Annotated in this window: 22 protein-coding genes; 11 read left to right on the top strand and 11 right to left on the bottom strand. The window is 71.4% G+C overall.

Annotation, left to right across the window (positions count from 1 at the left end):
- The first annotated feature begins 67 nt into the window (after positions 1–67).
- Both Adu01nite_RS15370 and Adu01nite_RS15365 read left to right on the top strand, forming a co-directional pair.
- Positions 68–862, top strand: a complete 795-nt coding sequence (locus Adu01nite_RS15370; RefSeq protein WP_203727510.1) for an IclR family transcriptional regulator — start codon at positions 68–70, stop codon at positions 860–862.
- Between the two features lie 67 nt (positions 863–929).
- On the top strand, positions 930–2,393 hold the full coding sequence (locus tag Adu01nite_RS15365) for a benzaldehyde dehydrogenase (protein ID WP_203727509.1): 1,464 nt from the start codon (positions 930–932) through the stop codon (positions 2,391–2,393).
- A gap of 6 nt (positions 2,394–2,399) precedes the next feature.
- Here the strand turns inward: Adu01nite_RS15365 and Adu01nite_RS15360 are convergent, their stop codons facing one another.
- A complete protein-coding gene (locus Adu01nite_RS15360) occupies positions 2,400–3,275 on the bottom strand; it encodes a tetratricopeptide repeat protein (protein ID WP_203727508.1) in 876 nt (291 codons plus the stop codon).
- A 163-nt stretch (positions 3,276–3,438) separates the two neighbouring features.
- Here Adu01nite_RS15360 and Adu01nite_RS15355 point away from each other — a divergent pair, with 163 nt between their 5' ends.
- Positions 3,439–4,644, top strand: a complete 1,206-nt coding sequence (locus Adu01nite_RS15355) for a pectin acetylesterase-family hydrolase (protein WP_307836634.1) — start codon at positions 3,439–3,441, stop codon at positions 4,642–4,644.
- 8 nt (positions 4,645–4,652) lie between these two features.
- Here the strand turns inward: Adu01nite_RS15355 and Adu01nite_RS15350 are convergent, their stop codons facing one another.
- Together Adu01nite_RS15350 and Adu01nite_RS15345 are read right to left on the bottom strand one after the other, a co-directional pair.
- Positions 4,653–5,744, bottom strand: coding sequence for a tetratricopeptide repeat protein (locus tag Adu01nite_RS15350; protein WP_239132431.1), 1,092 nt, complete (start codon positions 5,742–5,744; stop codon positions 4,653–4,655).
- Between the two features lie 120 nt (positions 5,745–5,864).
- Positions 5,865–6,878: a LacI family DNA-binding transcriptional regulator gene (locus Adu01nite_RS15345; RefSeq protein ID WP_239132430.1), complete on the bottom strand. Its 1,014-nt coding sequence runs from the start codon at positions 6,876–6,878 to the stop codon at positions 5,865–5,867.
- Between the two features lie 82 nt (positions 6,879–6,960).
- Here Adu01nite_RS15345 and Adu01nite_RS15340 point away from each other — a divergent pair, with 82 nt between their 5' ends.
- Both Adu01nite_RS15340 and Adu01nite_RS15335 read left to right on the top strand, forming a co-directional pair.
- Complete coding sequence (locus Adu01nite_RS15340; protein WP_203727505.1) at positions 6,961–7,956, top strand: Gfo/Idh/MocA family oxidoreductase; 996 nt, start codon at positions 6,961–6,963, stop codon at positions 7,954–7,956.
- Positions 7,953–8,726, top strand: coding sequence for a TIM barrel protein (locus tag Adu01nite_RS15335; RefSeq protein ID WP_203727504.1), 774 nt, complete (start codon positions 7,953–7,955; stop codon positions 8,724–8,726). The genes Adu01nite_RS15340 and Adu01nite_RS15335 overlap by 4 nt, the downstream gene beginning before the upstream one ends.
- 1 nt (position 8,727) lies before the next feature.
- On the opposite strand, the gene Adu01nite_RS15330 is transcribed toward Adu01nite_RS15335, so the two are convergent.
- Entirely contained in the window at positions 8,728–8,868 is a 141-nt protein-coding gene (locus tag Adu01nite_RS15330; RefSeq protein WP_203727503.1) for a hypothetical protein, read from the bottom strand.
- A 107-nt stretch (positions 8,869–8,975) separates the two neighbouring features.
- Between Adu01nite_RS15330 and Adu01nite_RS15325 the strand changes: the two genes are divergently transcribed.
- Genes Adu01nite_RS15325 through Adu01nite_RS15310 form a run of 4 tightly spaced genes read left to right on the top strand, consistent with a single transcriptional unit; the run spans position 8,976 to position 11,873 of the window.
- On the top strand, positions 8,976–9,887 hold the full coding sequence (locus Adu01nite_RS15325) for an acyl-CoA dehydrogenase family protein (RefSeq protein ID WP_203727531.1): 912 nt from the start codon (positions 8,976–8,978) through the stop codon (positions 9,885–9,887).
- Positions 9,881–10,600, top strand: a complete 720-nt coding sequence (locus tag Adu01nite_RS15320) for a PIG-L deacetylase family protein (RefSeq protein WP_239132429.1) — start codon at positions 9,881–9,883, stop codon at positions 10,598–10,600. The genes Adu01nite_RS15325 and Adu01nite_RS15320 overlap by 7 nt, the downstream gene beginning before the upstream one ends.
- The gene (locus Adu01nite_RS15315) at positions 10,597–11,196 is read left to right on the top strand and encodes a class I SAM-dependent DNA methyltransferase (protein ID WP_203727502.1); all 600 of its coding nucleotides are present in this window, start codon (positions 10,597–10,599) and stop codon (positions 11,194–11,196) included. Before Adu01nite_RS15320 ends, Adu01nite_RS15315 begins: the two co-directional genes overlap by 4 nt.
- Positions 11,197–11,198: 2 nt before the next feature.
- Positions 11,199–11,873 (top strand): glycosyltransferase family 2 protein, encoded by a 675-nt coding sequence (locus tag Adu01nite_RS15310; RefSeq protein WP_239132435.1) that lies wholly within the window; start codon positions 11,199–11,201, stop codon positions 11,871–11,873.
- 137 nt (positions 11,874–12,010) lie between these two features.
- Here Adu01nite_RS15310 and Adu01nite_RS15305 read toward each other — a convergent pair whose 3' ends face one another.
- The 3 genes from Adu01nite_RS15305 to Adu01nite_RS15295 all read right to left on the bottom strand — a co-directional run bounded on the left by Adu01nite_RS15305 (position 12,011) and on the right by Adu01nite_RS15295 (position 13,020).
- Positions 12,011–12,184, bottom strand: coding sequence for a CsbD family protein (locus Adu01nite_RS15305; RefSeq protein ID WP_203727500.1), 174 nt, complete (start codon positions 12,182–12,184; stop codon positions 12,011–12,013).
- A 75-nt stretch (positions 12,185–12,259) separates the two neighbouring features.
- Complete coding sequence (locus Adu01nite_RS15300; RefSeq protein WP_203727529.1) at positions 12,260–12,790, bottom strand: DUF1877 family protein; 531 nt, start codon at positions 12,788–12,790, stop codon at positions 12,260–12,262.
- A gap of 2 nt (positions 12,791–12,792) precedes the next feature.
- Positions 12,793–13,020 carry a hypothetical protein gene (locus tag Adu01nite_RS15295; RefSeq protein ID WP_203727534.1) on the bottom strand — a complete coding sequence of 76 codons (228 nt, stop codon included), beginning with the start codon at positions 13,018–13,020 and terminating at the stop codon, positions 12,793–12,795.
- Between Adu01nite_RS15295 and Adu01nite_RS15290 the strand changes: the two genes are divergently transcribed.
- Positions 13,013–13,267, top strand: coding sequence for an SDR family NAD(P)-dependent oxidoreductase (locus tag Adu01nite_RS15290; RefSeq protein WP_239132428.1), 255 nt, complete (start codon positions 13,013–13,015; stop codon positions 13,265–13,267). The two genes, Adu01nite_RS15295 and Adu01nite_RS15290, sit on opposite strands and share 8 nt — an antisense overlap.
- Positions 13,268–13,326: 59 nt before the next feature.
- Here Adu01nite_RS15290 and Adu01nite_RS15285 read toward each other — a convergent pair whose 3' ends face one another.
- The 3 genes from Adu01nite_RS15285 to Adu01nite_RS15275 form a co-directional block, all read right to left on the bottom strand.
- Entirely contained in the window at positions 13,327–14,292 is a 966-nt protein-coding gene (locus tag Adu01nite_RS15285; protein WP_203727498.1) for a hypothetical protein, read from the bottom strand.
- A gap of 567 nt (positions 14,293–14,859) precedes the next feature.
- Complete coding sequence (locus tag Adu01nite_RS15280; protein ID WP_203727497.1) at positions 14,860–15,960, bottom strand: hypothetical protein; 1,101 nt, start codon at positions 15,958–15,960, stop codon at positions 14,860–14,862.
- 163 nt (positions 15,961–16,123) lie between these two features.
- Entirely contained in the window at positions 16,124–16,759 is a 636-nt protein-coding gene (locus tag Adu01nite_RS15275; protein WP_203727496.1) for a TetR/AcrR family transcriptional regulator, read from the bottom strand.
- Between the two features lie 37 nt (positions 16,760–16,796).
- On the opposite strand from Adu01nite_RS15275, the gene Adu01nite_RS15270 reads away from it, so the two are divergent.
- Positions 16,797–18,746 carry an acyl-CoA dehydrogenase family protein gene (locus Adu01nite_RS15270; protein WP_203727495.1) on the top strand — a complete coding sequence of 650 codons (1,950 nt, stop codon included), beginning with the start codon at positions 16,797–16,799 and terminating at the stop codon, positions 18,744–18,746.
- Here the strand turns inward: Adu01nite_RS15270 and Adu01nite_RS15265 are convergent.
- Entirely contained in the window at positions 18,733–19,752 is a 1,020-nt protein-coding gene (locus Adu01nite_RS15265) for a M48 family metallopeptidase (RefSeq protein ID WP_203727494.1), read from the bottom strand. The genes Adu01nite_RS15270 and Adu01nite_RS15265 overlap by 14 nt on opposite strands.
- Positions 19,753–19,933: the final 181 nt, after the last annotated feature.

Here is a 19,933-nt window from a genome sequence, read left to right as displayed (position 1 = left end):
AGTGCGCCAGGTCACAGTCAATCGGTTGTTCGAATATCCGGAACACCGGTTGATACAGTGCGACGGCATGACGGCACCCTCGTTCTCCCAGTCGCTCGAACGCGGCCTGCGGATCCTCACCGAGTTCGCGGAGAACGGGCCGGTCCTCGGCATCGCCGAGCTGTCCCGCGCGGTCGAGCTCAACCGCAGCACCACCCACCGCTACGTGGCGACCCTGACCAACCTGGGCTTCCTGCAGCAGGACCCGGACACCCGGAAGTACTCGCTCGGCCCGCGCGTCGTCGACCTCGGCTTCGCCGCGATCAGCTCGATGGAGATCACCGGGGTGGCGGCCGGCTACCTGCAGATCCTCTCCGACGAGACCGGATGCGCGGCCAGCATGGCGGTCCTCGACGGCGGCGACATCGTCTACGTCGAGCGCCGCCGCAGCCGCCGCACGGCCGGGCTCGCGGTCGATCTCAACCTGCACGTCGGCTCCAGGCTGCCGGCCTACTGCACGTCGATGGGGAAGGTGCTGCTCGCCTACCGCGACCCGGTGGCGCTGCGGCCGCTGCTGGACCGGATGGATCTGGCCCGGCGGGGCCCGAAGACGATTACCGTACGGGAACAGCTGGTAACCGCCCTCGCCAAGGTTCGGCAGGCCGGACTCGCGGTCAACGACGAGGAGCTCGCGCCCGGGCTGCGCTCGATCGCGGCCCCGATCCGGGACCGGTCCGGCCAGGTGGTCGCGGCCATCAACATCGCCCTGCACCTGACCACCTGGACCACCTCGGCCGAGTCGGTGGTCAACCGGCTGGGCGGCCCGCTCCGGCGAACCGCCGCCGAGATATCCCACCAACTGGGTTACCGTTCGAACATCTGAAACAGTGTGTTGATTGCCGCGAAATCTCGGCCTAGATTCGGCGCACTCGTTGTGGAGGGAGCCGACCATGGCCCTGCTGGACCCTGCCCGCTGGCAAGACCTGATCTTCGAGAACGGCTCGTGGCGGCCCGGCAGCGGCGCCACCACCCAGGTGATCGAGCCGGCCACCGGCGAGAGCCTCGGCGAGTACGCCCTGGCCACCCCCGCCGACGTGGCCCGGGCCGCGAAATCCGCCGCCGAGGCGCAACGCGACTGGGCCGCCCTGCCGCACTCGGCCCGCTCGGCGGTGCTGCGCAAGGCCGCCCAGCTGTGGACCACGTACGCCGAGGAGATCACCTGGTGGAACGTGCGCGAGGTCGGCGCGATCCCCGGCATGGCCGGCTTCGCCGTGCACGTAGCCGAGCAGGAGTGCTGGGAGGCGGCGTCGCTGCCCAGCCGCCCCTATGGCCAGTTGGTCCCGTCCGAGGAACCCCGGTTGTCGCTGACCCGCCGCTATCCGGTCGGCGTGGTCGGCGTGATCTCCCCGTTCAACGTGCCGATCATCCTGGGCATCCGCTCGGTCGCCCCCGCACTGGCGCTCGGCAACGCCGTACTCCTCAAGCCTGATCCTCGAACCGCCGTGACCGGCGGCGTCATCATGGCCCGGATCTTCCAGGAGGCGGGCCTGCCCGACGGCCTGCTGCAGGTCCTGCCGGGCGGCGCCGACGTGGGCGAGGCCCTGGTGACCGACCCGCACGTGGCGGTCATCTCGTTCACCGGTTCGACGGAGGCCGGCCGCCGCGTCGGCGCGATCGCCGGCAGCCACCTGAAGCGCGCCCACCTGGAGTTGGGCGGCAACTCGGCGATGCTGGTGCTGGACGACGCGGATGTCGACGCCGCGGTCAACCTGGCAGCGTGGGGGAGTTGGTTCCACCAGGGCCAGATCTGCATGACGACCGGCCGCCACCTGGTCCACGAGCGGATCTACGACGACTTCGTCGAGCGCCTGGCCGACAAGGCGGCCAAGCTGCCGGTCGGCGACCCGGCGCGGGAGCAGGTGGCCCTGGGCCCGGTGATCGACGCCGGCCAGCGCGACAAGATCCACGACATCGTGACGGCAAGCGTCGGCGACGGAGTCCGCCTGGCCGCAGGCGGCGAGTTCGACCGCCTCTTCTACCGCCCGACGGTCCTGGCCGGCGTGACGTCGTCAACCCCGGCATTCGCCCGCGAGATCTTCGGACCGGTGGCCCCGGTGGCCCGCTTCGGCTCCATCGAGGAGGCGATCGCCCTGGCCACCGACACGGAATACGGCCTGTCCCTGGGCATCGTCACGCGAGACGCGATGCGCGGCATAGAGCTGGCCGACAAGATCCCCACCGGAATCGTCCACATCAACGACCAGACGGTAAACGACGAGGCCAACGCCCCGTTCGGCGGAACAGGCGCATCAGGAACGGGTTCCCGTTTCGGCGGTGCCGAGGCAAACATCGAGGCCTTCACCGACACCCGCTGGCTAACGGTCCGAGCCCAGCCCGCCTCTTTCCCGTTCTGACGTTCGTCAGGTCGCTTCCCGGGCCTCCGCCCGCGTCTCCCGCATCCGTTCGAGCACCGCGGTGTCGGAGGCGAGGTCCGGGTGTTCGACCTGCCGGTCGAGTTCGACGACGATTTCCATCTCGGCGATCGCCAGATCCAAGTTCCCTTCGTCTCGATGGAGCATCGCGATGTTGAACCGGGTCACCGCTTCGCCGGTGCGGTCGCCGATCTCACACATGATGGCCAGGGATCCTAGGTAGTAGGTCAGGGCCTGCGGCTGGTCCCCGAGCCCTTTGTGCACGTGCCCGATGTTGTTGAGGGTGATTGCTTCGCCGGCGCGGTCGCCTACCTCTCGTCGGATGGGCAGGGCATTCAGGTAGTAGGTCAGGGCCTGCGGCTGGTGCCCGAGCACGTCGTAACCGTGGCCAATGCTATTGAGGGTGGCTGCCTCGCCGCCCCGGTCGCCGATTTCCCGCTGGATGGCCAAAGCTTGCTCGAAGTAGCCAAGGGCCCGCATGTCGTCCTCGACGTTGCCGATGTTGGCGAGGGCGGCCGCTTCGGCGGCGCGGTCGCCGACGGCACGAATGATGGGGAGAGCTTGCTGATAGTACGTCAGTGCCCGCTGCCGCTCCCCGAGGTGTTTATAAACGTTGCCGATGTTGTTGAGGGTGACTGCTTCGCCCTGACGGTCGGCAGCCTCGTGGAACAGCCGCAAAGCGTGCTCGTAGCTGACCAAGGCTTTTCGGGGTTCCCCGGTGGCGGTTTGGGCCCAGCCCAGGTCGTATAGGGCGCCGGCGTCCGGGCCGAGAGCCAGGGTCGCATTCGCCAGGGCGGCTACGTCGCCGAACCGGGACCACCGCAGCCAAACACGCGCGACCCGGCCACCGACCGACCGTGCCATATCTGGCTCCTGGCCGGCCACCGCCAGCCGATGCACCTCTACCCACCGGGCGACCGTCGCTGCCGAGAGGCCGGCCTGCCTGCTCCCGGCCGCCGACTCCGGATCGTCTATCAACGCGGCATCCTCCCTGCCTCGGCTCTGCGGTCTCACCTTGGCGTTCCCTGTGAGACCTCGCAACTGCCTGAAAGCGCCACCCGAAGACCCGTGCGACCGACCTGTGCCGTTGAACCTGTGGGCGTGGACATTGTGGAAACTCGAAGTTGACGAGGGTCTACGTAGCGTCCTCGCCGTGACGAGACGAGTGCTCCTAGCCATTGCCGCCCTTCTTCTGGTCGTGGGTGGGGGCGCGGCGTTTGCCTTGTTGCGTGACCGGCGGCCAGGTGCCCCGGCAGCGACTGTCGCGCTCGTCTGGCAGAAGGTCGTGCCGGGCGGTGACTGTCAGTGTGCCGATGGGAGTGAGTTTTCGTTCTGGGACCGGCCGGCCGATCCGGCCAAGGTCGTGCTCTTCCTGAACGGTGGGGGCGTTTGCTGGGACGTCAGGATGTGTGGCTTTGAGAGCACTGACTCGGCGGGGGAGAACGACTTCTACAACTGGAGTCAGGAGAGCGCGGAGGCGCCGGCGGACCACCAAGCCGGCTTCTTTGACCTAAGTCGGGCCGACAATCCGTTCCGTGGTTACTCGATCGTTTACGTCAGTTCCTGCACCGGGGACGCGCATCTCGGCAACGCCGCGCAGAAGCTCTCGCCGACGCTTACCGTGCAGCACCGCGGATACGTCAACGGCACCGCTGCCCTTGACTACCTCACCAAGCACTATCCGAACGCCACCGAGGTCGTCGTCATCGGCAAGACCGCCGGGTCGATCGCCGCGCCCATCTACGGCGGGCTGGTCGCCGATCGGCTTCCGCATGCCCGGGTCACCGTCCTCGGCGGGCAGTCCGGCGCCTGGCCCGACAACCCGGACCTCAACACCACGGTCCTCGACAAGGCCTGGGGTGCCTACGCGGCCGTGCCGGCCTGGGCCGTCAACGGGCTCGCCGCGCGTGATTGGGGCGTGCCCCGATTCTGGGTTCAGGCGGCCCGGCATGCTCCGCGACTCGTGCTGGCCCGCTTCGACTACGCCGCCGACCCGCATGCGGCCTCGGAGGTGGCGGCCTGGATACCCGGCAGCCTTACGGCCATGGTCGACGCGAACGAGACCGCGATCGAGGCCGCGGGAGTGACGATGCACAGCTACACCGCACCCGGTGACGGCCACGGCGTCTTCGAGTCCGACGACTTCTACGATCTCGACGTCGGGGACGTCCGGCTGCCCGACTGGCTCAAGCAGCTCATCAGCGGCAACCCACCGAGCGACGTACGCCCATGACCAGGACGTCAGGTCGCCCGTTCCTGGCGTAGGCGTTCGAGCGCGGCGGTGTCGGAGGCGAGGTCCGGGTGTTCCACCTGCCGGTCGAGGTCGACGACCCGTTCTAGCTCGTCGATCGCCTGGTCGAGGTCTCCGAATGCCCGGTGGATCATCGCGATGTTGAAGCGGGTGATCGCCTCGGCAGCGCGGTCGCCGACCTCCTGCGCGATGAGCAGGGCCTGCCGGTAAAAGGTCAGGGCCTGCTGCCGGTCGCCGAGGCGGTCGTAGGCGCCGCCGATGTTGTTGAGAGTGGTCCCCTCGGTGGCGCGGTCGCCGACCTCACGGGTGATGGCCAGGGCCCGTCGGTAGTAGGTCAGGCCGCGTTCCTGGTCGGCGAGCTCGTTGTGCACGCCGCCGATGTTGTTGAGGGTGATCGCTTCGCCGGAGCGGTGGCCGGTCTCCCGCATGATGGGCAGGGCCTGCTCGTAGTGAGTCAGGCCGCGCCGCGGATCCCCGAGCCCGTGGTGAGCGCTGCCGATGTTGCTGAGGGCGGTCGCCTCTCCGGAACGGTCGCCGACCTCCCGCATGATCGGCAGGGCCAATTCGTAGTAGGCCAGGGCCCGCTGTATGTCCCCGAGCCTCTCGTGCACGCTGCCGATGTTGCTGAGGGTGATCGCTTCGCCGGCGCGATAGCCGACCTCCCGCATCACGGGCAGGGCTCGTTCGTGGTAGGTCAGGGCCTGCTGCCGGTCGCCGAGCCGGTCGTACACATTGCCGATGTTGGTCAAGGTGGCCGCTTCGCTGCCGTGGTCGCCGGCCTCGCGGTACAGGCGCAGGGCTTGCTCGTAGCTGGCCAGGGCCGGCTGGCTCAAGCCGGTGGCGGAGCGGGCCCAACCCAGATGGAAGTGGGCGTGGGCGTTGGGGCCGAGAGCCAGGGTGCCGCTCGCGAGGGCCGCGACATCCGCGAACCGGGACCTGCCCAGCCACACCCGCCCGACGCGGTCACCGACGTCCTGGGCAATCGCCGATTCCTGACCGGCCAACGCCAGCCGGTGCACCTCCACCCACCGAGCGACCGTCCCGGCCGAGGGCCCGGCCACCGGCCCTGAGTCATCGGTCAACTCGGCATCCTCCCGCCTCAGCTCTGCTCACCTTTGCGCTCCGCTCGAGGGCCCGCAAGCCCTGCATCGGCGATCAGCGCTGTTTCGCCGGCCGCCGCCCACCGCATGTCTACGGCGCCGTCACCTACGCCGTGCTGCAGCGCTGACCGGGCTGGCGCTGGCCGGCCCGGTGGTGCCGCGGATGACCAGCCTCGGCGGGACCACCAGCTCGCGGCGACCGGCGGGGGAGTGCTCGGCTCGTTCGACCGCCCGAGCCACCGCCAGGCGGGACATCGCCGCGGTGTCCTGGGCGATCGTGGTCAGGTTGATGTGGCTGAGGCGGGCCAGCCGGTCGTCGTCGTAGCCGATGACGCTCAGCTCGGCCCGTGCCCTGGTCAGCACGTCGAGGACACCGATCGCGCAGCGATCGTTGAAGGCGGCGACCGCCGTCGGCAGGCCTTCGTCGAGCAGGATCCGGGCCGCGGCGGCGCCGTCCTCCTCGGTCAGGCCGCCCGGCACGATCCGGGTTTCTAAAGGAAGGCCGTGCCGCTGCATCGCCGACCGGTAGCCGCGGCGCCGGTCGGCGGCTCCCGGTGCGCGGCCGCCGTCGATGTGCGCGATCCGGCGGTGGCCCAGGCCGGTGAGGTGATCGACCGCCAGGTGCAGGCCGTCGGCGTCGGCGTTGCGGACCACGTCGACCCCGCGCACCCCGCGGGCCATCACGACCACCGGCAGCCGGGTCGTCAGCCGGGCCAGCTCGGCCGTGGTCGACTGCGGCGCGATCAGGATCAGGGCCTCGCAGCGGTCCTGGAGCAGGCCGGTGATCGCCTCCTTCTCGTCGCGGTCGGGGGTGACCGCGCTCAGCGCCAGCTCGTAACCCGTCTCCCGGGCCGCCGTGTAGAGGTCGGTGACCAGGTCGGCGTGGAACGTGTGCTGGATGCCGAAGACGACGCCGAGCAGGCGGCTGTGGCCGCTGCGCAGCAGCCTCGCCCGGCTGTCCGGGTGGTAGCCGAGCCGGTCGGCCGCCTCGAGGACCCGCCGCCGGGTCGACGGGCTCGCGCCGGGCTCGGCCCGCATGACCAGCGACACCAGGGACTTGGAGACGCCGGCCTCGGCCGCGACGTCGGACAGCGTCGGTCTTCGATCTTCGGGCACCGGATCAGCGTAATCGCACATCCTGGAACGTTCCAGGCCTACGTCTTGACCGCGGCATCCCCATGGCCGGACCCTCGCATCTATGGAACGTTCCAGAATCGCGCTGATCGGATCGGGCCGGATGGGCTCGTTCCACGGAGAGACGATCCGCCAGCGGCTGCCGGATGCCCGGCTGGCCGCGGTGGCCGACCCGGTGCCGGGCGCCGCCGAGCGACTGGGCGCCGACCGCGCCTACACCGACCCCGAGCAGGTCTGGGCGGATGACGACGTCGACGCCGTCGTGATCGCCGCGCCGGCCCGCTTCCACGCCGACCTGGTGGTGGCGGCCGCCCGGGCCGGCAAGCACGTGTTCTGCGAGAAGCCGATGGCGCTCACCCTCGCCGACGCCGACCGGGCCATCGACGCCTGCCGCGCGGCCGGGGTGGTGCTGCAGGTCGGCTTCAACCGGCGGTTCGCCCCCGACTGGGCCGCGGCCCGCATCCTGCTCGACACCGGCCAGCTCGGCACACCCCGGCTGCTGCGCTCGCTGACCCGCGACCCGGGCGGCTTCGACCCGGCCCGGGTCGCCCCCGGCACGATCTTCCTGGAGACGCTGATCCACGACTTCGACACGCTGCGCTTCCTCAACCCGGGCGCGGAACCGGTCGAGGTCTTCGCGGTCGCCGACGCCCTGGTCGAGCCGGAGTGGCGGGACCGCGGGCTGCTCGACACCGCGGTGGTCACGATCCGCTTCGACAACGGCGCGGTCGGGACGGCGGAGGCGTGCTTCGAGGCGAGTTACGGGTACGACGTACGCGGCGAGGTGCTCGGCTCGGGCGGGATGGCCACCATGGGCGACGGCCGCCGCACCGGCCTGACCTTCTCCTACGCGGCCGGCCGGATGATCGAGACCGCCCGCGGCGACCAGGAGTTGTTCGCCGGCGCCTACACCGCGGAGCTGGCCGCGTTCGTCGCGGCGATCCGCACCGGCACGCCGCCCCCGACGACCGGCGAGGACGCCCGCGCCGCCCTCGCGATCGCGCTGGCCGCCGCCGAGTCGGTGCGCACCGGCCGGCCGGTGGGAGTCGAGGGCAAATGAGACTTGCCGCCTGCGCCGAGATGCTCTTCCTCGGCCTGCCGTTCGCGGAGCGGGTCCGGCGCATCGCCGACCTGGGCTTCGAGGTGGAGATCTGGGATTGGCAGACGAAGGACCTGGACGTCCTCGCCAAGACCGGCGCGACGTTCTCCTCGATGACCGGCTACCTGACCGGCACGCTGGCCGACCCGGCCGGCGCCGAGCGCCTGCTCTGCACGGCCGAGTTGTCGCTGCAGCGGGCCGAGCAGCTCGACTGCCCCCGCTTGAACATCCACGGCACCGGCCTCGACGACCGTGGCCTGCCGGTGGTGGCGGCCACCGAGGTCACCCCGGCGATGTGGCTGACCGCCGCCCGCACCCTGGAACGCCTGGCCGCGCTGGGTGAGCGAGCCGGCCGGGTGTTCACCCTGGAAAACCTGAACACCGCGGTCGACCACCCCGGCACCCCGTTCGCGAAGGCGGCCGACACGCTCGCCCTGGTCGAGGCGGTCGGCAGCCCGCACCTGCGGCTCAACCTGGACCTCTACCACGCCCAGATCGGCGAGGGAAACCTGGTGGAGCTGGTCGAGCGGGCCCTGCCGTACGTCGGCGAGATCCAGGTGGCCGACGTCCCCGGCCGTTGCGAACCGGGAACCGGCGAGATCCACTACCCGGCGGTCGCCGCCGCGCTGCGCAAGCTCGGCTACGACGGCGTCGTGGCCCTCGAAGGCTGGGCCGCCGGCGACCCGGAGCAGGCGCTGACCCGCTTCCGCGAGGCTTTCGAGGCGCACTGAGTCAGCGGGAGCGCCGACCCGTCAATCCGGCGGACAGCGGTGGGCTCGCCGCCTGGTGAGAGCGCTCGGCGATGCCGGACACCATCTCCCGCAGCGCCGCCACCGCGTCGCGCTGCGGGTGCCAGCAGCGCAGCTCCAGCATTTCCGGTCGCCCCGACGAACACCACACGCATGACCTTGCGATACCCGCAGGTGCCCGGCCGAACCACGGTTGACCGGCCACGGTAGGGGTAATCGCTCGCCGTGCCGATGACCGACCTGCCCGACCTGCCCCTTCCCGGCCACGGCGCCACCGCGGAGCGCCTGCGCGGCCTCACCGCCCTCGGCCGCGCCGACCTCGTCACCTGCCGCCTGGCCGAGGGCCACGTGGACGCGGTGGCGATCCGCGCCGAGCTCGGCGATCTCGATCAAGATCAAAACCGCTCGGGCGAGCGCTGGGGGGTCTGGGCGGCGGCGCCTTCTTCGGTACGCGCGGAGCACGGCCCCCACGGCTGGCGTCTCACCGGCGACCGTCCGTGGTGCTCGGGCGCGGCCTGGTGCACCGATGCACTGGTGACGGCGGCCGCCGACGACGGCATCCGGCTGTTCGCGGTCCGCACCGAGCACCCGCACGCGACCCCGCTCGACGGCACCTGGCCGGCGATCGGCATGGCCGGCAGCGACAGCCGCACGATCCGCTTCACCGACGCGCCGGCCCGGCCGGTCGGCGACCCCGGCGCGTACGTCGACCGCCCCGGCTTCTGGCACGGCGGCGTAGGCGTCGCGGCCTGCTGGTTCGGTGGTGCCCTCGGGGTGGCCGACACCCTGCTGTCGGCGGCCCGCCGCAAGGACCCCGGCCCGCACGCCCTGGCCCACCTCGGCGCGGTCGACGTCGCCCTCGGCGCCGCGCGGGCCGTTCTCGACGAGGCGGCCGCCCGGATCGACGCCGACCCGAAGGCCGACGCCCACCGGCTGGCCCTGCGCGTCCGCGCCACCGTCGAGGCCACCGCGACCGAGGTCCTCGACCGGGTGGGCCGCGCGCTGGGGGCCGGCCCGCTGTGCCGCGACCCCGACCACGCCCGCCGGGTCGCGGACCTCACCGTCTACCTGCGCCAGAGCCACGCCGAGGCCGACCTCGAACAGCTGGGCCGCCTGCTCGCGGAGGGGGAAGGGCAGTGGTGAGGCCGATTGCCGGCGAAGGCACGACCGAAGGCACGTGGCGTGCCTGGGCGGCGATGGAGCAGTGGCCGGCGTTGTCGCTCGACCCGCCCGGGCCGCCGCTCGTGGTCGCGCCGCACCCCGACGACGAGATCCTCGGGGTGGCCGGGCTGATGACCATGCTCGGCGCGGCCGATCTGGTCGCCGTGACCGATGGGGAGGCCTCGCATCCGGGGTCGACCGTTTACCCGCAGGAGGAGTTGGCCGCCATCCGGCAGGCCGAGACCGACGAGGCGTTGCGGCGGCTGCGGGTCACGACCACCGTCTACCGGCTCGGGCAGCCCGACGGCGGCATCGACGAGGAAAGGCTGGCCGCGGACCTCGCCAGGCTGCTCACGCCGGGCCGGTGGTGCCTGACCACCTGGCGTGGCGACGGGCACCCCGACCACGAGACGGTCGGCCGGGCCACGGCGCGGGCCTGTGCGGCGACGGGGGCGCGCCTGCTCGAATATCCGATCTGGGCGTGGCATTGGGCGTACCCCGATGATCCGGACGTGCCCTGGGACCGCGCCCGCCGCGTTGATCTGCCGCCGGCCGCGCAGGCGGCGAAGGCCGCCGCGATCGCCGCCTTCCCCAGCCAGATCGCGCCGCTCGGGCCGGCCGAGGCCGACGCCGCGATCCTGCCGCCGCACGTGCTCGCCCGCTTCGCCCGCCCGTTCGAGGTGATCTTCGAATGACCACGCCGATCAGTTACTTCGAGCGGATGTACGCCGCCGACCCCGACCCCTGGAGCTTCGAAACCCGCTGGTACGACGCACGCAAGCACGCGCTGACGGTCGATGCCCTGCCGGCCCGCCGCTACCGGTCGGCCTTCGAGCCCGGCTGCTCGACCGGCATGCTGACCGCCCGCCTGGCCGCCCGCTGCGACCGCCTCCTGGCCGTCGACGCCGTCCCGGCCGCGGTCGAGTCCGCCGCCGCGCGGGTCGCCGACCGGCCGCACGTGACGGTCCGGGCCGCACGCATGCCGCACGAGTGGCCGGACGAGACCTTCGACCTGATCGTCCTGTCCGAGCTCGGCTACTACTTCGCCGACGCCGACCTCGCGACGCTGCTCGACCGGTCCGTGTCGACCCTGGCCCCGGACGGCGACCTGGTGGCCGTGCACTGGCGGCACCCGGTCGAGGAGCACGCCCGCTCCGGCGACGAGGTGCACGCGGCGCTGTCCGCCCGGCCCGGCCTGCACCGCCTGACCCGGCATGAGGAGGCCGACTTCGTGCTCGAGGTGTTCAGCCGCGACGGCCGCTCGGTCGCCCAGCGCGCAGGCCTGGCTTGACCATGCACCGCGTCGCGGTCGTGGTGCCCGCCCACAACGAACGCTCCCTGCTCCCCGCCTGCCTGGCCGCCCTGCACCGGTCCGCCGAGCAGATCGCCCCGGTCCCGGTGCGGCTGATCGTGGTGGCCGACGCCTGCACCGACGAGACGGCGGCCGTGGCCGCCGCCGCGGGCGCCGAGGTGCTGACGATCGAGGAGCGAAACGTCGGCCGGGCGCGGGCCGCCGGAATCGCGCGGGCGATCGGTGCCGGTGCGCTCTGGCTGGCCACCACCGACGCCGACAGCCGGGTGCCGCCGCATTGGCTGCGATGGCAGCTGGATCATGCCCGCGGCGGCGCCGACCTGGTGGCCGGCACGGTCGAGGTGGGCGACTGGTCGGGCTGGGCGGGACCGCTGCCCAGCCGCTACGAGCGCCGCTACCGCGGGTTGGTCGCGGGCGCCCGGCACGGCCACATCCACGGCGCCAACCTGGGCTTCAGCGCTTTCGCCTACGCGGCGGCGGGCGGTTTCCCGGAGCTGCGCCACGACGAGGACCGCGGCCTGGTAGCCCGGGTCCGCGCAACCGGCGGCCGGGTGGTCACCGACGCCGGCTGCCCCGTGCGCACCAGCGCCCGCCCCGACGGCCGAGCCCCGAACGGCTTCGCCGCCCACCTGCTGGCACTGGCCGCGGAGGGCTGAGCCACCCACGGCTTATCGGGAAATGCCGAACGGCCTGGCGAACCGCCAGGCCGTTCATTAATTCAGCAGGTCATTGCCGCACTGGGCGGCGATCCGAGACGTCCGGTGTGGACGACGGCCTGCGGGTGGGGGATCGCTCAGGACTTGAAGGCGTCCTTGACGTTCTCCACGGCCTGCTTGATCTTCGAGCTGCTCTGGTCGGCCTTACCCTCGGCCTCGAGCTGCTCGTCATCGGTGGCCTTGCCGACGCCTTCCTTGACCTTGCCGCCGAATTCCTCGGCCTTGTTGTCAACCTTGTCGTCAAACGCCATGACAGCCTCCACATCGTCGTGCCAACGATCGGGGGATACCCATAGTTGCCGGGCGGCAATCACTCCGGCGCAAGGTCAATCCAGCCAGCAGAGGATCGCGTCCCCGTCCTTGGCCGCGGCCGCGAAGAACTCCCGGGCCTCCGGCAGGTAGTGCACCGCCCACGCCAGCTCGCGCGGGTCGTTCCAGATCTCCGGATAGACATTCGCCCGGGCCAGCTCGCCCGGGTCGACGCCGCGGACCAGATCCGCCTCGGTGAGCGTGGCGATGGCCGCCGCCGCAGCCGCGACCTGCGCCGGTGTCAGATAGCGAGGCGGCCCGTAACCCCAGTCGTCCTCGTCGCCGTACTCCTCGTCGCCGTACTCCTCGTCGTCCGTCTCCTCGGAGGCTTCCGGCTCCTCGCGGAACGACTCCTCGCCGAAGACGATCGAGATGCCGAGGCCATGCCGGCCCAGCAGATAGCTGAGGGCGTGCCAGGTCTTCTCGGTGCACAACCAGCGGGGGCTGCCCGCTTCGTAGGCCGCCCAGGCGTGATCCTGCGCCCACGGCAGATCCTCAGCGGCGTGCGCCAACTCGGCCGGCGTAAGCCGAAGCCAGTTCCCGTTCATGCTCACGCCGGCAGCGTAGAACCCGGGTCCGACAATTTCCGCCCGCCGACGAGGGCGACCAGGTCGGCTCGCCTGGCCTCGCCTCGGGAGGTCATCGCGGCGGCCACCACGCTCGCGTCGCCGTAGCGGGTCAGTGTGCCGACCAGGCCGGTCAGCTTGGTCAGGGCGTTGGCAGTGACGTTGCCCGGTGGCGGGTGTCTCGGGGGGTGCCAGGCGGGCGCGGTGCGCACGCTCACCAAGAACGTCGCGGTCGAGTGGGCGCCTTTGGGGGTACGGGTGAACAGCGTGCACCCGGGCTTCATCGAAACGCCGCTGATGGGCGACATCGACCGCACCCCGCTGATCGACGTGACCCCGCTCGGCCGCCTGGGTCGTTCCGACGAGGTCGCCGCCGCGATCGTCTTCCTGGCGAGCGACGAGTCCTCGTTCATCATCGGCTCCGAGCTCTACGTCGACGGCGGCTGCATAGCGCGCTGACGAAACTCCGGGGGCCGCCGCGTCGACGGCGGCGGCCCCCGGCCCCCGTTCGTGCCGGTCTACCCGGTGGTCGGAATCTGATCGGCGGCCGGCGTGGATCGGCCGCGGCGGCCCATGGTCGCCCAGGCCGCGCCGGCCAGCACCGCGCCCGTCACGGTCAGCAGCAGCAACATCCGCGGCGTGCTGTACGACCAGTACGGGCTCGCGTTGAGCGCGCTGTGCACGGTGTTGACGAACGACCCGGAGGGGCCCAGCACCCGCGTCATGTTCACGTAGAAAGCGAACGCCGGTAGCGCCAGCGCGGTGACGGCCAGTCCGGTCAGAACCGTCGCGACCCGGCGGCGACCGGCCGGCAGCGGCCGCATCCGATAGGCCCCGGCCGCGGCCAGCATCCAGCCGGCGACCAGCCCGAGCACGGCCCCGGCGAGCATCAGCGGCAGCATCGCCGCGGTGTCGTCCGGCCACAGCATCACCGACACGGTCCCGTGGCCGGGCGAGACGTAGCCGGTGACCCGGAGGAACACCCCGTCCCGGACGGCGTCGAACTGGCTGCCGCGGACCGGCAGCGGCGTCATCGACCCGGTGGCGGGGTCGTTGGTGTATGCCAAGGCGCCGGCGCTCATGTCCCGGACCGTGGTGACCTGCCAGCCGTCGGCCGCGAACCGGTCACGGGCGGAGGCCGGGTCCCAGTCGGAGACGGTCAGCGCGCCCATCGTCGTGTCGGTTCCCCACGCCGAGGTGGATCGGTCGTAGGAGTAGTCGTCGCCGGGGGACGCCTGCCTGGTCAGCGCTTCGACCCGGGCCTGGCTCGGCAGGTCGGCGAAGGTCCGCTCGGCCGCCCATGAGCCCGCCGCCGCCCCGAAGCCGCCGACGATCGACGCGATCAGCACCGCCGCGATCACCGCTAGCGGCCGGCCGGATGGCAGCCGGAAGCGCTGCCGCAGGCCGCTGAGGAAGAGGTGCCAGGCGTCCGACGGGGTCGGCCGGGTCTGGCCGTCGTCGGCCATCTCCAGCAGTGTGGTCACGATCTCGGGACCGTGCACCCGCCGGTAGCGGCCCGGATGGAGTCACATCGCCCGCGGCGGTTCTACCGGCCCTGAGTGCGGTGAGCGCGTAGCTTGCCCAGCAGCCGCTTTGCCTTCTGCTTGTTCTCCGGCTTGGCCAATTCGCGTCGGCCCTGCTCAATGAGGCGCTTGCTCCGAGGGTCGTTCATCAACTCGCGGAGGCGCTGGGATAGCGTCGGCATCGGTTCCTCCTGCAGGCGGATTTAAGCCGTATCAAGCGGATTGTTGGTCGTCCGAGGTTCAGCCGCCGAGGCGGCGTCGGGAATCTCGATACCGAGCGATTCCTCAGCGCTGGTGACGACGTCTCGTCATGACTGCCACATAAGTTCGTCTCGTGGATCTCGTCCCGACCGGGGCGAAGCGGTAACGGTGGTTGGCGGCCTTGTCTTCCACGGTGCGCTCGGATCGGGTGGCGAGACAGGGCCGATGGGCCCGCGTCGCCGGGCAGGCCTGAGCAGCCCCGCGATGTGCGGCAGTCATCCGGCCACCTTCGGGGTCCGCTGGTCCACGTCGGTCGGTCAAACGTCATCAACAGGCAGGTGGGCGGGCCGTGCCGAGGCCACCCTTCGAGCTGCCCAGTGCGCTCACGTCGACGGCTGCCGCGTCGGTTGCGAGCTCGTCGAGGCGGTGGAGCACCGCGAGGACCCGGGCGGTTGCGAAACCAGACGGTGTCCTCTTCTGGCCGAAGGAGAACGACGTGAAACCCCGGAAGGCGGCACGGGGCGTCACCGTGCCGTCCGGGCTCAGGTTGTACCGGACCAGACAGGCGGCCAACTCGGCCAGCGAGGCCCGGTCGGCCGGGTCCGCCTGCCCGCCCCGCCACAGCGCCGGGTAGCGGCCGAGAGCATCAAGGACGGCGTATGCGCCGTACCAGGTGGGCGGCCACTTGGCGGTCTTGAACGCCGTGCCGTGGCCAAACATGTACGGCTTCTCGGTCGAGCGCATCCGCCAGGCCCGCAACGCAACCTGAGCGACCGCCAATACCTCCTCCGCCTGTGGAAACGGTGGCTGCGCACCGGCCAGCACCCGTAGACCCTCCAGCGTCACCTGCGGGCAGAAGTCATCCCGTCGCCCAGGGCCGCGGAATCCGGTGACCGGATGCGGGCGGCACGGCCACGCCCGGCCCTGTGCCGTATTCGTCATGTCAGCGGCGAGGCGTCGCAAACCGGCCTGGACGTCCGGGTGAGCGGCTCGGCCGGCACGGACGAGGACGTCGAGAACCGCGTGGCTGTCACAGAGCAGCGCCCCCCAGACCGGTGCCTCGCTCGCCCGCCGTGCGGCGTACGACTCGAAGCGCCCCTCGCAGTCCCGGTGGTCGAGCATCTGATCGAGCAGCCGGCCGATCCGCGGATCGTCACCCGGCGTTACACCGTGATCGAACAGCATCATCAGCAGATTCGGCGCGAACCCCGGGCTGTCGTGGCCGCCGAGCTTGTCGCCTGCCGTCCAGTCCGGAATCCGGTCGAGCAGCGCCCGCGTGGGCGCATCGGCTACGACCGCCCGGTGGGCCGCGGTCACCTCCGGGTCGTCCGCCGGACGGTTGAGCACTGCGGTCAGGGTGACCCATCGGGCGGCCGGCTCCGCACGCTCCAGCAACCATCGCCGCGGATCGGCCACACCGAGCGCCATCCACGGCCACGGTTGCGGCTCCCGCGAACTCGTGCTCGATGATGCCGTGCCGGAACGTGGCCCCACACCTCCACCATGCCCCCCGCCGAGCCGGTCGCCAGGGCCCGACGACCGGATCCCGTGGGACCTCCGCGGCACCCGCGCGGCATCCGGCAGTCGACCTTCAGCTGTCCGGTGGTCCGGACAGCGGGCTGAGCGAGGCGGCCGGGTCGACCGGCAGGCCGATGCGGCGCAGCATGTCCTGCAGCACCAGCAGGACCTGGTCGGCCAGCCAGGTGCCGAGGGCGCCGGCGCCGGTCTCGTCGGGGTGGTCGAGCCACCAGACGATGCCGGCGTCGACCATGCCGACCACCCCGGCGATCACGTAGGCCGGTGGGCGGGTGTCGTAGCCGGCCGCCCGCAGGTAGGCGGCGAGCGCGTCGACCAGCTCGTCGACCGCGGCCGGCGAGCCGAGCCGGGCCCGGAAGCGGTAGAGGTTCGGGTGCTCGACCGCCCACTGCAGGACCCGGTCGATCAGGCCGTGGATGACCGTCGACGGTGTGCCGCTGGCGGTCAGCGACGGGCGGATCCAGGCGCTGAGCATCCGGGCCGCGTGCCGGGCGACCGCCTCGTCGAGGTCGTCCTTGCCGGTGAAGTGCCGGTAGACGTGCGGGCGGGGGACGCCGGCCTGGTCGGCGATCGCGCCGAGGCCGGCGTCGGTGCCGTGCTCCTCGATCGCGCGGGTGGCGGCCTCGACGATGCGCCGGCGCCGGTCGTCGGTGGCGCCGGCCCGGCGGGCGGCGATCGTGTCCCGTTTCACAGCCCGGAGACTACCTGCATGGGTACAGTTCGTACCCATGACGGGTCTTCAGGACGCACTCGACGGTCGCTGGGCGCATGTGCGCCAGGAGGCCCGCAAGCAACTCGCCGGTTCGCACTTCGTCGCGGTCCCCGGCGAGACGATCGAGCAGGCCCGGGCGCGGATCTCCCGCCTGATCACCGAGCTGCCCACCGACCCGGGCGTCGGCGCGGCCTTCCCCAAGGAGTACGGCGGGAGCGCCGACCCCGGTGGCTCGGTGGCCGCGGCCGAGATGCTCGCGCAGCTCGACCTGTCGCTCATGGTCAAGGCCGGTGTGCAGTGGGGGCTGTTCGGTGGCGCCGTGGTCGCGCTCGGCAACGAGCAGCACCACGCCACCTACCTGCCGGACATCATCGCGGCCAAGCTGATGGGCTGCTTCGCGATGACCGAGACCGGCCACGGCTCGGACGTGCAGCAGCTGCGCACGCTCTGCGAGTACGACCCGGTGACCGAGACGTTCGACCTGCACACCCCGCACGAGTCGGCCCGCAAGGACTACATCGGCAACGCCGCGCGGGACGGCCGGATCGCGGTGGTCTTCGCCCAGCTGATCACCGGCGGGAAGAGCTACGGCGTGCACGCCTGGCTGGTGCCGATCCGCGACGAGCAGGGCAATCCGCTGCCGGGCGTGACGATCGGCGACGACGGCCACAAGGCCGGGCTGCTCGGCGTCGACAACGGCCGGATCTCCTTCGACCACGTGAGCGTGCCGCGGGCCCAGCTGCTCGACCGCTACGGCCAGGTCGCGGCGGACGGCACCTACACGAGCTCGATCGAGAACGACACCCGGCGCTTCTTCACCATGCTCGGCACCCTGGTCCGCGGCCGGATCGTGGTCGGTGGCTCGTCGTCGGCGGCGACCAAGAGCGCGCTGACCATCGCGGTCCGCTACGGCGAGAGCCGCCGGCAGTTCACCGCGCCCGGCGAGACGCGCGAGATCACCCTCAACGACTACCTGGCCCACCAGCGCATCCTGCTGACCGCGCTGGCCCACACGTATGCGCTGACCTTCGCCCAGGAGGAGCTGACGGTCGCCCTGCACGAGGTGCAAACAGCAATTGGCGACGTGGACGAGCACCGGCAACGGGAGCTGGAGTCGCGGGCGGCCGGGCTCAAGGCCGTGCAGACCTGGCACGCCACCCGCACCATCCAGGCCTGCCGGGAGGCGTGCGGCGGGGCCGGCTACCTGGCCGAGAACCGGCTGGCCGGGCTCAAGGCCGACACCGATGTGTTCACCACGTTCGAGGGCGACAACACCGTCCTCTTGCAGCTGGTCGCGAAGGGGCTGCTCACCGGCTACCGGGACGCGTTCGGCTCGCTCGACGGGTGGGGGCGGGCCGCGTTCGTGGCCGAGCAGGTGCGCGAGATGGTCCTCGAGCGCACCGCCGCCCGGTCACTGATCCAGCGGCTGGTCGACGCGGTGCCGGGCCGGGACGAGGAGGTCGCGCTCACCGACCGCGGCTGGCACCTGCGGATGTTCGAGGACCGGGAGAAGCACCTGCTGGACGGGGTGATCCGGCGACTCCGCAAGGGCGCGGCGCAGAAGAAGGACCGCCCGTTCGACATCTTCAACGACGTACAGGATCACGTCCTTGACGTTGCTCTTGCGCATGTCGACCGGGTGGTCCTGGAGGCGTTCGTGGCCGGCATCGACCGGGCTTCCGGCGACACCAAAACCCTTCTTTCCAAGATCTGCGATCTGTACGCGCTGACCACCATCGAAGCGCACAAGGGCTGGTTCCTGGAGCACGGGCGGATCACGCCGGCCCGCTCGAAGGCGGTCACCGGCAAGGTCAACGACCTGCTCAAGCAGCTCCGCCCGCGGATGGGTGAGCTGGTCGACGCGTTCGCCATCCCGGACGAGTGGCTGAACAGCGCGATCCTGCGCGAGGAGGTGGGCCGCCAGGAGAGCATGGCGGCCCACGACGATCTCCTCAGCGGCCGCTGACCCAGTCCCGAGCCGAACCGGCCAGGTCGGCGGCGCCCCCGCCGACCTTCCGGACCAGCTTGACCAGCGGGTCCGGCGAGTCGCGGAACGTGTCCCGGTAGCTCGCGGCGGCGTCCTTGACCGCGTCGGTGACCGAGGCGTTCCGGTCGTCGTCGCGGCGCGGGTAGTCGCCGCTGAGGATCCGGGCGTACTCCCCGGAGTCGACCCAGCGGCGCAGCTCGGCCGCCCGGGCCACCGGGAACGGCTCGCTGCTGAACGCGGTCATGCCCAGCTTGTGGATGCTGTCGCGCAGGTCGCCGCCGCCCTCGTACTCGGCGGCCTGCTCCAGGAACGCGGCCGTGTCGATCTGCGACAGGTCCCCGCCGCCGGCCGACTTCATGAACAGCCGGATCGAGGCGGCCGGGTCCTGCGCGGCGAGCAGCCCGGCCCGGTCGGCGGACAGCTCCGCCTTGCGCCACCACTCGTACATCGCCACGATGATCGCCCGCAGCGCGAGGGCCCCCACCGGGATCCAGCTGATGTTGGTGACCCAGCGGGTCAGGATGGTCAGGATCGTCTGGTAGACGGCGTGCCCGCTGCGGACGTGGCCGAGCTCGCGGCCCAGCAGGGTGCGCAGCTCCTCGTCGTCGAGCTTCTCCACCGCCGCCGTGCTGATCACGATGAACGGGCGGTCCATCCCGATCGCCTTCGAGCTGATGACGGGCGCCTGCTCGACGTACAGCTCGGGAAGGTCTTCGATGTCGAGGGTTCTCGCCGCCTCGGTGAAGCGCTGATAGACGCGTGGGTACTGTCGGTGGTCGACCCGGATCGCCCCGGCCAGGTACGACAGGCGGAACCCCCGCTCGTTCCACATGCCGAAGAACGCCTTGACCAGGTCGTCGAAGCCACGCAGCTCGCGAAGCGCCGTGAGCGCGCCCCGGTCGGCGGGATGCTCCCAGGCCCGGGAGCTGATGCCGGTCAGGATGACCCGCTGCCGCTCCGGCCGGTTGTCGTCGTCGATTGTCATGGCCGACAGCCTGCCCGGTCGGCGCAACCCGGGGCATCCGTCCTGAGCTGGATTCGACGGCATCCGGTATGACTTTCGGCCGATGACGGTGACCATCCCGAATTCGTGCCAACGGTCGTTTCCTTCACAGGAAACGCACAACTCTCCCTTTTGGATGTTCCCCCGACAGGGTTCCAACCGG

The sequence above is a fragment of the Paractinoplanes durhamensis genome (assembly GCF_016862175.1).
Lineage (GTDB): Bacteria > Actinomycetota > Actinomycetes > Mycobacteriales > Micromonosporaceae > Actinoplanes > Actinoplanes durhamensis.
This window is presented reverse-complemented; position numbering and strand designations above follow the sequence as displayed.